The 13,669-nt window shown below is 70.1% G+C and carries 11 protein-coding genes; 1 reads left to right on the top strand and 10 read right to left on the bottom strand.

Translation table 11 applies throughout. The features are described from left to right. Positions 1-8: 8 nt before the first annotated feature. Genes wecB through RM555_RS18005 form a run of 4 tightly spaced genes read right to left on the bottom strand, consistent with a single transcriptional unit; the run spans position 9 to position 4,526 of the window. Positions 9-1,133, bottom strand: a complete 1,125-nt coding sequence (wecB, locus tag RM555_RS18020) for a non-hydrolyzing UDP-N-acetylglucosamine 2-epimerase (RefSeq protein ID WP_311412854.1) — start codon at positions 1,131-1,133, stop codon at positions 9-11. Further along, a complete protein-coding gene (locus RM555_RS18015) occupies positions 1,130-2,368 on the bottom strand; it encodes a glycosyltransferase family 4 protein (protein ID WP_311412853.1) in 1,239 nt (412 codons plus the stop codon). Before RM555_RS18015 ends, wecB begins: the two co-directional genes overlap by 4 nt. Then, positions 2,365-3,492: a polysaccharide biosynthesis C-terminal domain-containing protein gene (locus RM555_RS18010; protein ID WP_311412852.1), complete on the bottom strand. Its 1,128-nt coding sequence runs from the start codon at positions 3,490-3,492 to the stop codon at positions 2,365-2,367. Before RM555_RS18010 ends, RM555_RS18015 begins: the two co-directional genes overlap by 4 nt. Further along, on the bottom strand, positions 3,486-4,526 hold the full coding sequence (locus tag RM555_RS18005; RefSeq protein WP_311412851.1) for an SDR family NAD(P)-dependent oxidoreductase: 1,041 nt from the start codon (positions 4,524-4,526) through the stop codon (positions 3,486-3,488). Before RM555_RS18005 ends, RM555_RS18010 begins: the two co-directional genes overlap by 7 nt. A 294-nt stretch (positions 4,527-4,820) precedes the next feature. Between RM555_RS18005 and RM555_RS18000 the strand changes: the two genes are divergently transcribed. Beyond that, the gene (locus RM555_RS18000) at positions 4,821-6,260 is read left to right on the top strand and encodes a hypothetical protein (protein WP_311412850.1); all 1,440 of its coding nucleotides are present in this window, start codon (positions 4,821-4,823) and stop codon (positions 6,258-6,260) included. Between the two features lie 44 nt (positions 6,261-6,304). On the opposite strand, the gene RM555_RS17995 is transcribed toward RM555_RS18000, so the two are convergent. The 6 genes from RM555_RS17995 to RM555_RS17970 form a co-directional block, all read right to left on the bottom strand. After that, complete coding sequence (locus tag RM555_RS17995) at positions 6,305-7,456, bottom strand: glycosyltransferase family 4 protein (RefSeq protein WP_311412849.1); 1,152 nt, start codon at positions 7,454-7,456, stop codon at positions 6,305-6,307. After that, positions 7,453-8,775 carry a glycosyltransferase family protein gene (locus RM555_RS17990; RefSeq protein WP_311412848.1) on the bottom strand — a complete coding sequence of 441 codons (1,323 nt, stop codon included), beginning with the start codon at positions 8,773-8,775 and terminating at the stop codon, positions 7,453-7,455. The genes RM555_RS17995 and RM555_RS17990 overlap by 4 nt, the downstream gene beginning before the upstream one ends. Further along, positions 8,772-10,067, bottom strand: a complete 1,296-nt coding sequence (locus RM555_RS17985) for a lipopolysaccharide biosynthesis protein (RefSeq protein ID WP_311412847.1) — start codon at positions 10,065-10,067, stop codon at positions 8,772-8,774. Before RM555_RS17985 ends, RM555_RS17990 begins: the two co-directional genes overlap by 4 nt. 172 nt (positions 10,068-10,239) lie before the next feature. Continuing rightward, positions 10,240-11,358, bottom strand: a complete 1,119-nt coding sequence (locus RM555_RS17980) for an acyltransferase family protein (RefSeq protein ID WP_311412846.1) — start codon at positions 11,356-11,358, stop codon at positions 10,240-10,242. Between the two features lie 61 nt (positions 11,359-11,419). After that, on the bottom strand, positions 11,420-12,616 hold the full coding sequence (locus RM555_RS17975; protein ID WP_311412892.1) for a glycosyltransferase: 1,197 nt from the start codon (positions 12,614-12,616) through the stop codon (positions 11,420-11,422). 60 nt (positions 12,617-12,676) lie between these two features. Beyond that, positions 12,677-13,621 carry an NAD-dependent epimerase/dehydratase family protein gene (locus tag RM555_RS17970; RefSeq protein WP_311412845.1) on the bottom strand — a complete coding sequence of 315 codons (945 nt, stop codon included), beginning with the start codon at positions 13,619-13,621 and terminating at the stop codon, positions 12,677-12,679. Positions 13,622-13,669: the final 48 nt, after the last annotated feature.

Genomic DNA, 13,669 nt, shown 5'->3' with positions numbered 1-13,669 from the left:
GTACGGGGTCAGCGGCGGATGCCCGCCCAGTCGTGGTGCCGGCGGACGGTGGAGAGGATGAAGTCGACCACCCGGCGGGAGGTGTCCGGGACCCGGTAGTCGACGGGGCACGGCACCCCCTGGGCGGCGACCTGGGCCACGGTGACCTCGACCGCCTCGACGACGCCCTGCGGGTCGAGCCCGGTCATGATGATCCCGCCGGCGTCCAGCGCCTCGGGACGCTCGATCGACTCGCGCAACGTCACGGCGGGGAAGCCGAGGATCGCGGCCTCCTCGCTGATCGTGCCGCTGTCGGAGAGCGTGCAGAAGGCCCTGGTCTGCAGGTGCACGTAGTCGAAGAGGCCGAACGGCTCGTGGAACGCGATGCCGTCGAGGGCGGCGGCGTCGGGCGCCAGCGCCTCCAGCCGCTTTCGGGTACGCGGGTGCGTGGAGACCAGCACCGGGTGCCCCCACCGGTCGCGGACGGCCCGGAGGCAGTCGAGCAGGCGCTGGAGGCGGTCCGGCCGGTCCACGTTCTCCTCGCGGTGCGCGCTGACCACGAAGTACCGGCCGGGCGCGAGGTCGAGCTGGCGCAGGACGCCCGACGCGGCGACGTCGGCGCGGTAGTGCTCCAGCACCTCCCGCATGGGCGAGCCGGTGTGCAGGATCCGGCGCGGGTGCAGCCCCTCGGCCAGCAGGTTGCGCCGCGCGTGCTCGGTGTAGACGAGGTTGAAGTCGGCGACGTGGTCGACGAGCCGCCGGTTGGTCTCCTCGGGGACGTTGAGGTCGAAGCAGCGGTTGCCCGCCTCCATGTGGTAGACCGGCACCCGCATCCGCCGGGCCATCAGCGCGGCGATGCAGCTGTTGGTGTCGCCGAGCACGAGCAGCGCGTCCGGCCGCGTCTCGGCGATCGCCGTCTCCATGCCGACCAGCACGCCGCCCAGCACCCGGCCGAGCGACGAGGTGTCCACCCGCAGGAACCGGTCCGGCTCGCGCAGCCGCAGCTCCTTGAAGAAGACGTCGGAGAGGGTGCTGTCCCAGTTCTGCCCGGTGTGCACCAGCAGGTGGTCCACGGTGTCGTCGAGCCGGGCGATCACCCGGGACAGTCGGATGATCTCCGGTCGGGTGCCGACCACCGTCATGATCCGGGTCATGCCCGTCCTCTCTCTGCTGCCAGCTTGGTCATGATGTCCTCGAACTGGTCCACGCCCACCCGCAGCGACATGCGCTCCTGGTAGACCCGTCGGGCCCGCCGGCCCAGTTCCGCCCGGGCGTCCGCGGACTCGGCCGCCGCGACGGAGAAGCGCGCGGCGAGCGCACGCCAGTCCCCCGGCGGGGAGACGAGGCCGACCCCGGCCGAGCGGACCAGGGCCGCGGCGTCGCCGCCCACCGACGCGATCACGGGACTGCCGCAGGCCAGCGCGGCCTGCAACTTCGACGGGATGCTGCCGCGCAGCGCGGGCAGGTCGCGCAGGCAGATCAGCTGCCAGTCGGCGGCGGCGTACAGCGCGGCCATCCGTTCGGCGGGCCGCCGGCCGACGAACCGCACGTTGTCGGCGCCGAGATCCGCGGCGAGCCGGCGCGCGGCCTCCTCGCCGGCACCGGAGCCCACCAGCACCAGGTCGATCCGGTCGCGCACGACGGCCGCCGCCCGGATCGCGGTCTCGATCCCCTGCAACAGGCCGATGTTGCCGGCGAACATCACCGTGCAGCGTCCGCGGTGGCCGAGCGCCGCGCGGGCCTCGTCGGTGGCCGGCACCGGCCGGAACAGCGCGTCGTCGGTCCAGTTCCACACCACCCGCACCCGGTCCGGGTCCGCGCCCCGGGCCACGACCAGGTCGGCCATCGCCGGCGAGATCACCACCACGGCGCCGGCGAGGCGGTACGTCGCGCGCATCAGTGCGGCGACGCCGCGCTCCAGGGCCCGGCCCGCCCGGCCGGCGGGCGCCATGCCCGAGCCGAGCACCGACTCCGGCCACAGGTCCTGGACGTGCAGCACGATCGGCGTACGCCGGGCCAGGCGGACCAGCGCCGCCGCGGCCGCGGAGGTGGGTGGCGGGTGGTAGACGTAGGTGACGTCGACGCCCGCCAACCAGCGGACGCCGCCCAGCGCGCTGCTCGCCCCGAAGGACAGGTGGCTCAGCGCGCGCCGGGCGGCGGACGTGTCGTGGCTGGGATAGGCGGGCACCCGCCGGACGGCGACCGGCCCGTCGGTCTCGGTGTGTCGCCAGCGCTGCCGCCAGCCGGGGAAGATCCGGCCGTGCGGGTAGCTCGGGAAGGTGGTGAGCACCCGCACGTCGTGGCCGCGCCCGGCCAGTTGCCGCGCCAGGTTGCCGGGGATGAACACCCCTTCGGGCGGGTACCACTGGCTGACCAGGCCGATCCTCACGTGGCGGCCACGGCGCGCTCCGGCCGGCCCGTCTCCACCGGCTCGGGCCAGGTGTCCGGCCGTTCCGGGTCGAACAGCTCGTTCGTCCAGAACATGGTGACCAGGTCGTCGCCGCCGGTGTTGACGAGCTTGTGCGCCCACATGGTGGGCATGTCCACGAGTGCCGGCTCGTCGCCGGAGACCGCGAACCGCACCACCCCGGTGTCGCCGACGCGGCGCAGGCTGATCTCCGCCGAGCCCCGCAGCACGACGAAGCGTTCCACCTTGGCCAGGTGGAAGTGCTCGCCCCGGGTGATGCCGGGGCGGGTGGTGGAGCAGAAGGTCTGGCCGCCTCCCCCGTGCGTCCGGACCGTCTCGACCAGCTCGCCCCGGGCGTCCGCCCGGCGCGGCAGCGCCAGCGGGTAGTGCGCCGGGAAGCAGTGCGAGCGGTAGGTGTTGAACAGCCGCACGTCGTGCCGGTCCACCAGGGCCGGCAGCTCGCCCGTGCGGTAGGTGGCGGCGACGTCGGCGAGCCGGTCGGCGAGGGCCCGTACGCCGGTCCGCAGCGCCGGCATGGCGGGGTCCCAGGAACCGCCGGCCGGGACGCCGACGAGCCGGGCCGCCGCGTCGGTGACGTGCACCAGGCTCAGCTCGCGGTCGCCGTGCACCTCCGGCTGCCCGCCCTCGGCGAGCAGCCGGCAGAAGGTCGCGACCGCCGAGTTGTAGTACGGCCGGCCGTGCTCGCCGTACAGGTTGGGCAGCAGGACGTCGTCGAACGGCAGGCCCGTGTCGGCCAGGATGCCGGCGGCGGCGGCCTTGGCGTCGCCGTAGGGCGTGCCGTTGCCGGCCTGCACCGAGTTGGCGAAGACCACCGCGCCGGGTGGCGTCGGGCAGTGCTTGAGGCCCTGCGCGAGCTGGGCGGCGAGCTGCACGTTGCCGGCGGCGACGTCCGCCGGCTCGCCCCGGTTGACCCCGGCCAGGTGCAGCACCCGGTCGACGCCGTCGAGCTTCGCCGCGACCCGCTCCGGGTCGGTCAGGTCGGTCCGGGTGACGACGAACGGCTCCGGCCGGCCGAGAACGCGCAGCAGCACCCGCACGTGCCAGCCGAGGAAGCCGCCGGCGCCGGTGACGGCCAGCCTCAGCACGCCAGCACCGGGTCCCGCAGGGCCAGCTCCGCGCGGACCTCCGGCAGCGTCCTCAGCAGCTCGACGATCTCCGGTACGCCCAGCCGCGGCGCGTTGGCGGAGTTGAAGTCCTCCCGCGGCCCCCGGCCCAGCTCGCCCTCGGAGACGTAGAGCGCGTAGTTGAGGTCGCGGGCGTCCAGCGGCACCCGGAGGAAGTCGCCGAAGTCGTCCGCCTGGGCGAGTTCCTCCCGGCTGGCCAGCGTCTCGTCCTGCTTCTCGCCGTGCCGTACGCCGATCACGTCGAGCTTCGCGGGCACGTCGAAGAGTTCGCAGACCGCCTCGGCCAGGTCGCCCACGGTGCAGGCGACGGCCTTGCGGATGAAGATGTCGCCGGGCCGGGCGTGCTGGAAGGCGTGCTCGACCAGCTCCACCGAGTCGTCCAGCGACATCAGGAAGCGGGTCATCCCCGGGTCCGTGACGGTGGGCGCCCGGCCCGCCTTGATCTGCTCGATGAACAGCGGGATCACCGAGCCGCGCGAGTACATGACGTTGCCGTACCGGACGCAGGAGACCGTGGTCGCGCTGTTCGGGTTGTTCCGGGCGTGCGCCTGGGCGACCTTCTCCATCATGGCCTTGCTCATCCCCATCGCGTTGACGGGGTGGACGGCCTTGTCGGTGCTCAGCACGACCACGGAGCCGACGCCGTTGCGCTCCGCCGCCTCGACGACGTTGGCGCTGCCCAGCACGTTGGTCCGCACCGCCTCCAGCGGGAAGAACTCGCACGAGGGCACCTGCTTGAGCGCCGCCGCGTGGAAGACGTAGTCGATCCCCCGGCTGGCCCGCAGCACCGAGTCGTAGTCGCGCACGTCCCCGACGTGATAGCGGACCCGGTCGTCGCCGAGCTGGCGGCGCATGTCGTCCTGCTTGGCCTCGTCGCGGCTGAGCACCCGGACCTCACCGACGCCGCGGTCGAGGAGGCGGCGGACCATCGTCTTGCCGAAGGAACCCGTGCCGCCGGTGATGAGGACCCGGCGGCCGTTGGTCGAATACGTCACTGGTTGCTCCCCGTCTCGGTTCTGGGATCGCGGCGGCCGTGCCACAGGTCATGGGCGGCCACATCTCCCGCAACGAGCCAGGCGAGCGGGGGGAACGCCCAAAACGGACGAACATGTCGTCAGGGTGGCAACACCACTGCTGACCTTCGGGTGCCGGCCCACGGTCAACCGACATTCATGAAACACCCGAGGATGCCGCCCCGGTGCTGCTATAACCAGGGCACTCACCCATCGAGCAGACATCCGTCGGACGGTCCTCCGCCGACAAGGCCGTAAGGGCAGGAGCGCGGACCAGTGACGACGATCATCTCGAAGAGGGCTACGCCGCGCGGCGCGATGCGGGACGACACGGGCGGCTGGAATGCTGCCTACATTCCACTCAAGCTGGCCGTCGCTTATCTGGCCGGTACCTATGTGCTCTTCCTGACTCTCGGCAGAGCGGCGGAAAGCCCCGACCTGACGAAGCTCACCCTGTTCGTGTCGGCAACGATGGTGGCGTTGTGCGTCGGGTACGTCATATACGCGGCCCGTCGATCATCGACCATGTCGCTCCGGCCGGCCGTCGGCCGCCGTCATGCCGCACCGCGCAGGCTGGTGGTCGTCTGCGCCACATACGTTCTCTTCCTCGGGGTCGCGCAGCTGAACGTCATCGGCATATCAGGTCCAGCTGAACTCGCACACGCCGTCACCCACCCCGGCGAGCGCTACTTTCTGCAACTACAGCAGGAGGGACAGTTCTCGCGCCCGGTGCAGCTACTCACACTGCTGTCCGCGCTGTACCCCCTGCTCATACCAGTCGCCGTTCTTCACTGGTCGAAGCTGGGTCGATTCCTGCGGCTGTATGTTCTCGGCAGTCTCGCCTCCTACGCGGTCTACTACATGGCGATCGGCATCCTCAAGGGACTGGGTGACATGCTGATCTGGTGGGCCGCCAGCTACCTCCTACTGCTCGGCTCCAGGTCGACCCGCACGAGACGCGCGATGAGACTGGCAAACTGGCGGCACCTGGCGGCCTTCGCCGCAATGTTGGTGATCTTCCTCGGTTACATGTCCTTCAACCAGAGCGATCGAGCCCGGACATCGGGACAGGGCCCGGCCGTACAGGGTAGCCCCCTGGTCGCAGGCCTGATCGGAGAAGATCTCGCCGCAGGTCTCGCGATCACCATTTCCTATCCCACACACGGATATCTGGGCCTCAGTCACAACCTGAGCGTGCCCTTTGAATGGACCAGGGGAACCGGGTCGTCACCGGCGCTCAGCAGCTACCTGGAGCAGTACACAGATCTCGAATCCCAGCACGAGAAGCGGTACACCGCTCGCACCGAGGTGGCGACCGGTTGGCCTGACGGGATGTACTGGTCGACCATCTACCCATGGCTCGCCTCGGATCTGACATATCCCGGTGCCATTCTGCTCATGGCGGTGGTGGGATGGTTCCTTGCCAAGTTCTGGCACGAGGCAGTCCTCCAGCGACGCGTCCTTTCGATGGCCCTCTTCGGTCAGCTCGCTCTGCTGATCGCCTTCGTGCCTGCCAACAATCAACTCGGCCAGACAAGACCAGCACTGATCGGGTTCGTCTCGCTGTGCACGTTGTCGATACTTGCCCGGATCCAACGACGCGTGTCGCTGGAAGTCGCGCCTGCTGATTCAGCGTTGCCGACCGGTCGACACCACCGGGGCACCGCTGGTGGTGCCATCCGAGGTCCTCGTCCCGTCAGTCTCTCCAGGGCCTGAGGAGGCACGGGCAGCGCAGCCCGGCGGCCTTGCACGTGCGCTTCTCAGCCAACGACATCCTGGGTGACGGCCGAGCTGGCACCGGTATCGGCCGAGGCCGAATCATCGATACGGGAGACCCTCCGCCACAGCCCTTCGTAGCGGTCGAAGACCACGGGCAGTGCGTACTCGTCGGCCGCCTTCGCCCTGGCTCGCTCGCCGAGCCGAACCCGACAGGCCGGGTCGCCCATCACCGCCGCCAGCGCGGTAGCGAGTCGATCCGGCTCACGCGGCGGAACCACCACCCCGCACCCGTCGCTGAGCATGTCCCCCACCGCCCCCACGTCGGTGGCTATCACCGCCCGTCCGAGAGCCATCGCCTCGAGGATCGCGTTGGGGAAGCCCTCCGAGTGACTTGGCAGCACGAAGACCTCGCAGGTGGCCATGAGCTCAAGCAGATCCTGTCCCCCCAGCTCGCCCGGGAAACGCACGGCGTGCCCGTCCACCAGCGGCCGGATCCGCCGTAGGTAGCCGCTCTCGCAGGGACCGGCGACCACCAACTCCCAACCGGACGTGTCGATGCCGGACCAGGCGGACAGCAGATCCTCGACACCCTTCGCGGGAATCACCCATCCGGCGAAGAGCACCCGTTTGCGCGGAGCCTCGTGGTCGGACGGCTGCGGCAGCGTCGATGTGTCGATGCAGTTGGGGATGCGCAGGAGAGGACCGTGGTCGGCGTACGTCCGGATGGCGCGTTCGGTGCGTTCGTCAAGAACCACCACCGCCGCGGCCCGCGCAATGACCCGCCGCATCAGACGCCACTCCTTGCGATTCCCTGCTGCGATCTGCGGCACCCTGCCGAACCGGATGTGGTAGACGAACGGCACCCCGAACGCCCGGGACATCTGGAGCAGCACGAGATCGCGGACAGTGCCCAGGTGCCCGGACGTGTTGACATGCACGACGTCCGGCCGCCGCCGCACCATCTCCCAGGCGAGCGACCACGAGCTGCGTGCGATCTGGATGGCTCCCGCGGCGACCCGCCGGAAGAGCCGCGTCTGATGGATCGACCGGCCTCTGAGCGCGATGTCCACCACGACCAGGTCGACGGCGTCGGCGTCCCGCGCGGCACCGTCGATCATGCGGGTCCACCGTGCGATGCCCCCCTGCGGTGGCGGCAACGGCGAGACGAGCGCCACCCGGAGCGGACGGTTCACGACCGCGTCTCCTGCGCCGCACCCGCCACCTGGGCGAGATGGGACGCGAACTGCGCGGCCACCTCCTGGCGTGAGTGGTGCACCTTGGCGTAAGAGCGGCCGGCGTCCCCGAGCCGCTGCCGCAGCAGGGGGTCCTCACACAGTTGCGCGATCCGCCGCCTCAACTGCTCCACGTCCTCCTCCCCCACCACCAGCCCGGCGCCCGCCGTCCCGATGTGCCGCATCGAGGCGAGTCCGGCCGGGCCGTGCCCGAGGATGGGTCGGCCTGCCGCCAGGTACTGCGGCAGTTTCGTCGAGAGCGACAGACGGGTGTACCGCGCGAGTTCAGGCTCGAAGGACTCGACGTGGACGAGAACGTCCGCACGCCGCAGGATCGGGACCACCTCCGTGCTGTCGACCGACCGAGCCAGGTGCACCGTTGGCACGTCGGCGAACGCGTGGGCGTAACGCGCCAGGTCATGCTCCGGCGCGTACACCGTCAGCCGGGCAGGCGGACGAGGCGATCCCGTCCGCTCCAGCGCCGATCCGATCCGGGCCAGTGCGGACCAGCGGCCCAGGTGCAGGCCGCCGACGTAGACGAATTCCAGCCCGTCCGCGACCGGCACCGACCCCGGCGCCTCGTGGCGCTCGCGATACCCGTCGAAGGCGGCGCTGTCCACGCAGTTCATGAAGGCGGCGAAGGGGATCCGGTAGCGACGGCGGTACTCGTCGGCCATGGGCCCGCTGATGCACAGCCCGGAACGGGAGAGCAGTACCGCCTTGCGAAGGCCCGCTTCGACCGCCCGCCGGCCGAGGCCAAGCAGTTCCCCGTCGGCATAGAGCGTGCTCGGCCAGTCGTCCATGAAGTGCGGAACGATCGGCACCCCGCAGGTGCGGGCCAGGCCACAGGCCAGCCGCATGACCCGGACGCTGCCGAGCACCGAGTAGACGACGTCCGGGCGGTACCGGCGGGCCCATCGGCGCAATCCCTGTGGAACGACGAGAGGGCTCAGGTCCGCCATGGCCCGCATGTGCTGCCGCAGCCGCCCCTGCCACGACGGGGCGGTAGAAGCAGAGCCCGGCGCGGGTGTGCCGCCGGCCGGGTCCCTGGCCAGCAGGCGCCGTACACAGTAGTCGAGCGGCGCGCTGCGCGGGTCCAGCGCGTAGTAGTGCCGGCACACGTCGGTGGAGGGCGTCGCCGCGGAGATGTGGACCTGCGCCAGACGATCCGCCGGCCAGCCGCCGAAGAGGTTGGACAGCGTGATCCCGGTGCCGGTCGTACGCCCGAAGGGTTCGGCGCCGACCACAAGTACGCGAGGGTGCGGTGTCACGTCCGTCATCGATGAGGTTCCTTTGCTCGTGCCACATTGGTCCTGCACGCCACGCGGTATCCGTACAGCGCCCCCGGAACCACCGTCAGCAGGTAGACCACGGTGCCGGTGACCGGTACGGCGGCCACGCCGTACCGACCGGCCGCGTACCACTTGAGGGGGATCGAGACGGCCAGGTAGAGCGTCCATCCCCACAGTTGCGGGCGGACGACGCCAGCGGCGTTCTGGACCATGAAGCACGGCGACATCGCGGCCAGCAGAGTCCACCAGCCGGCGAGCCCGGCGAGCAGCCACACTCCCCCGGCAGGTCGGATACCCGCCCACGTCTCGAGCAGCGGGCCGCCGGCGAGCACCAGACCGGCTCCCACGGTGACGCCGATACTGGCCGACACGATCGTCATCCGGCGGTTCGTCCGCCGTACCCAGTTCAGTTCGCCGCGCGCGAGGGCGTCCCCGTTCGCCGACCAGAGCGGCACGTTCACCAGCGAGATCAGGACTCCCAGTTGAGCGAAGAGTCGCGCGGCGACTGCGAAGTCGGTGACATCCCGCATCTGCAACACGTGCGCGATCACGAGAGCGTCGGCGTTGGTTGCCACCGACATGACGACCGTCAGCAGCAGGAACAGCCCTCCCAGGGCCAGCAGTTCCCGCGCCCCTGCGCGATCGGCCGCGCGCAACCCGGGCCGCAGTTCCGGCAGCGCGCGGCCGTACACCCAGCAACTGGTGAGCAGGTTCGTCAGGACCGGACCCGCCACGCTGGCCGTCACCACGCCGACGGGCGGCAGGTCGACGTGCACCGCGAGCAACACCAGCGGCACAGTCAACAAGCCGCCGAGCGCCTGCCACAGGTTGCTCTGTGCGACCTGCTGGTACGCGAACTGCACCCGGACGACCAGGGAGAGAGGCACGTTGACGACGAAGGCGGTGAGGCAGGCGAGCACGAACGGCTCCGCCGCGGCGCCGACCGTGTCGCCCTCGGCGCCGAAGAGCCCCGACCACGGGACCAGCGGCGAAGTCGACCACAGGCACAGCAGGATCAGGCCGGCGATGGCAGTGAGCAGGAGATAGGCGCTCGACACGTATCGGCGGGCGCGAGCAGTGTCACCCGTCGCGTAACAGGGTGCGAGTTTGGTCATCAGACCGTTGCCGAGACCGAGGTCGGCGAAGGCCGCCATCGCGGTCACGGTGCCGATCGCCGCCCACAGCCCGTAGAGATCCGGACCGAACTCCTTGAGCATCACCGGTATCAGCACGAGTGGGGTCACGACGCCGACCGCTCGGCAGACCACCGTTGCCGCCATGCCGGTGAGGAGACGTCGTTGGCGGTCACGGGCGGGTAGCAGGTCCGCGTCCGCCACCGTCACCGGGGGCGCGGACCGCACCATAGGTGCAACGGCCTTCTCACGGTGCAAGGACACGGATCACCCACCGGTCCACGGCGTGGGCCTCGTTGCGCCAGTCATGGCTGCCCGCTCACGCTGCCCTGGCGGAGTAGCGCTTCAGCCGCAGGGCGGGCTTCTCCACCAGATGCCAGGAGGCAGCCGCGCAGGCCAGGGTGAGCGCGAGCATCAGGACGACCAGGGCGGTGCCTCGCACCGGCCAGTGGTCCCGCCCGAGCCAGATGAAGAAGTTGACCAGAGGCATGTGCCAGATGTAGGCCCCGAAGCTCAGGTCGCCGATGCGAGCGGTGAGGCCGTGGAATGCGGCCGGGCCGCGATACGCCAACCAGAACACCAGGTAGGAGAGGGGAACGCCTGCCAACATGCCGAGCACGACCCGCCCCGATGGGCCGGTCAGGTGCTGTGCCCAGGTGAGCGCCAGGTATCCACAGAGGGCGGCGAGCGCGACCGCCCCCGACCGGGGTGCCCGCTGCCAGAGTCGCGACCACATGACGCCGAGCAGGAAGTAGCCGAGCCAGGGCAGGGTCGACACGCCGAGCAGTTGCGCGATCCGGTGTTCGCCGGCCAGGCTCAACGACCAGGCGTACAGGCCACACCCTGTCACGGCGACGAGTGCCGCGCAGCACATCATCGCGCGGAACGAGCGACGAACGGTAACCAGCACCAGCACCGGCACGATCATGTAGAAGCCGATCTCGGCGGGAATCGTCCAGAGGCTGCCGTTGATCACACCCGTACCGAAGTCGCTGAAGAGAGACGGATGGTAGACCGGCACCAGCAACAAGGTGCTGCCGAACCAGCCGGCGAACCGGGTGTCGGCCAGAGACCGAACACCGATGACGCCGATGAGCAGCAGGGCCGCCGTCGCCACCAGCAGATAGACGTGGATAGCCGGCGCGACCCTCAGGAGCCGGTTACGGAAGTACTCGGTCCAGCCCCGGCCACTCTGCTGGCACCTGAACGCCGAGGAGAAGACCAATCCGCCGCTGATGATGAAGAAGACGGCGACCCCGTCGCCGAACCACCTGGCGCTGCCCGGTTCGTACCAGAGAAAGCTACTGCCCGTGTGCTCCACGGCGTGCTGTACGACGACCGCGAGCGCCGCCAGCAGTCGGAGCAGATCGAAACAGTTGCCGCCCTGCTGTTGCGGGGATCCGGTTCGGCGTTCCGCCGAGCGGGCGATGGTCGTCATGTGATGTCGTCTCCCAGCGATCGACATGTCCGTACAGCTGCCGCAGCCGCTGCCTCAGTGCCTACCGCCGTCCGGGTAGTGATCCGAGAAATGCGGCGAGCGGGTCAGCGAACCTTCGGTAGTCGAAGAAGGACTCGGCCGTGACGCGCGCGGCCAGGCGCATCTCCTCCCGCTGAGGGCGGGGAAGCACAGCCGCCCGCCGCAACACCCGTTGGATTTCGTCGCTGCTGTGATCGACGCAGACAAGACCCTGCCGACCGTCCTTCAGGTATTGCCCGATGTCGCTCGTCAGGTTTGCGATCACGGGAGTCCCGCAGGCCATGCTTTCGACGAACTTGGTGGGGAAACCGGCGTGCGTGAACCTCTCGGACGGGCGGACCAGGATGCTGAAGTCCGCTTCCCGGACGATCTCCTCGACGTCCTGCTGCGGCACCCGGCCGGGCACCCGCACCGAGGGCGGCAGTTGAGCGTCACCGAGCAGGCCTCGGACCTGCTCGATCGAGGGCCCGTAGACGGAAAGGGTGAGCCGAGTCGTGCGCGCGACCGCGTCAGCCGCGCGGATGATCGGCGTCAGCAGGTCCTTCCGGCCCGGTGTCCCGAAGTACACGACGTTGAGCGGGCTGACCTCCGCTCTGATCGCTTGGCCCCCGGTCTTCACATCGAGGACGTCCAGCGTCGGCGGGACGCGCAGGACGCGGCGCCCACGTCCCCGGTAGTGGTGTTCCAGAAGCGAACTGATCGCGATGACGCCCTGACAGCGGGGGTAGTAGTGATGCAACGCGAGCTTGGCGCTCAAGTGGGGCGGGCCGAGTGCTCCGCCCGGAAGCTGATGAGGGGCGTACCACTCCACGACGTCCGCGACCACGGCAACGCCGTTCCGGCGGCACCACCGCCCCACCCGAGCCATGTACTGCGCTCCACCGCCGTAGACGACGACGCAGGACGGGCGACTGGGCTGCTCGTCGAGCCATCGCACGGTCCGCTCGCCGAGGCCGACGACCATCTGGAAGGCTTTCGAGACCACGTTGGCACCGCCTGCGGGTCTCTCCCCAGCGCCGACATGCCACACGGTGCCCGAGCCCGAGGTCCCGGTGACCGCGGCCGGCGTCGTCGGTCCGCTCTCACCGCTGACCACGACGACGTCCGTGCCGGTCGCGGCGATCGACTGGGCCAGCCCGAAGACGCGTCGCGATCCGGGCTCGCCCCAGGGGAACCGGAACGGCCCCACGTAGGCGACCCATGCCCCTCTACCTGTCATCGTCACGCCAATCCCGTCGGACCCACCCGGCACCGCTGTCCGGTGCCGGCGGAGAGAGCGTCACTGCTCGATGAGCACACGACCGGACATCCAGCGGACGGTCTCCACCAAGCCGTCGCGGAGCGGATACCGACGCACTGCGGGAAACAGCTCCAGTAGCTGTGCGCAGTCCGCCTGTGAGTCGCGCACGTCGCCGGCCCGCGGCGGGCCGTGCACCACCTCGAGCCGTCTGCCGAGCACCTTTTCCAACTCCGTGATCAGCTCCAGTAGGGAGATCCGCGCGCCGAAGGCGAGGTTCACCACGTCCGGTGCACAGACGCGCCGCAGGACCGCGTCGACGATCACGTCGGTGACGCTGCCGACGTAGGTGAAGTCGCGGGTCTGGGTGCCGTCGCCGTGCACCTGGAGCGGTCGACCCTGCAACGCCGCGGAGACGAAACGCGGCACCACGGCGGCATACGCGTGATTGGCGGCCTGACGGGGGCCGTAGACGTTGAAGAAGCGGAACGGCAGCACGTCGATGCCGTAGCAGGAGGCGTACGCGAGCGTGTATGCCTCGGTCGCGAGCTTGGAGACCGCGTACGGGCTGACCGGCATCGGCCGCAGCGACTCCTGGCGGGGCAGGACGGGGTTGGCGCCGTAGACGGAGGACGACGAGGCCACCACGACGTGGGGAACCCCGTGGCGCCGGACGGCCTCCAGCACGCTCAGGGTGCCGGTGGCGTTGGCGTGGTGGCTGCGCAGCGGATCGTCTATGGAGCGGGGCACCGACCCCAGGGCGCCGAGGTGGACGACACTGGCCGCCCCGCTGACCGCCTCGTCGAGCAGGTCACGGTCGAGAATCGTCCCAGTGAACAGCCGGACCGGCAGGTCGATCAGGTTGTCCAGCGATCCGGTGGAGAGGTCGTCCACCGCGACTATCTCGGTGACGGCCGGCGCTTCAGCCAGGGCGCGTACCAGGTTGGAGCCGATGAATCCGGCACCACCGGTAACGACGATCTTCAAGGGTTCCTCCTCGTGCTGCTCGCCCGGCGCACCACCTGAGCGCAGGCA

The organism is Micromonospora reichwaldensis, from assembly GCF_031845925.1.
GTDB lineage: Bacteria > Actinomycetota > Actinomycetes > Mycobacteriales > Micromonosporaceae > Micromonospora > Micromonospora reichwaldensis.
This window is presented reverse-complemented; position numbering and strand designations above follow the sequence as displayed.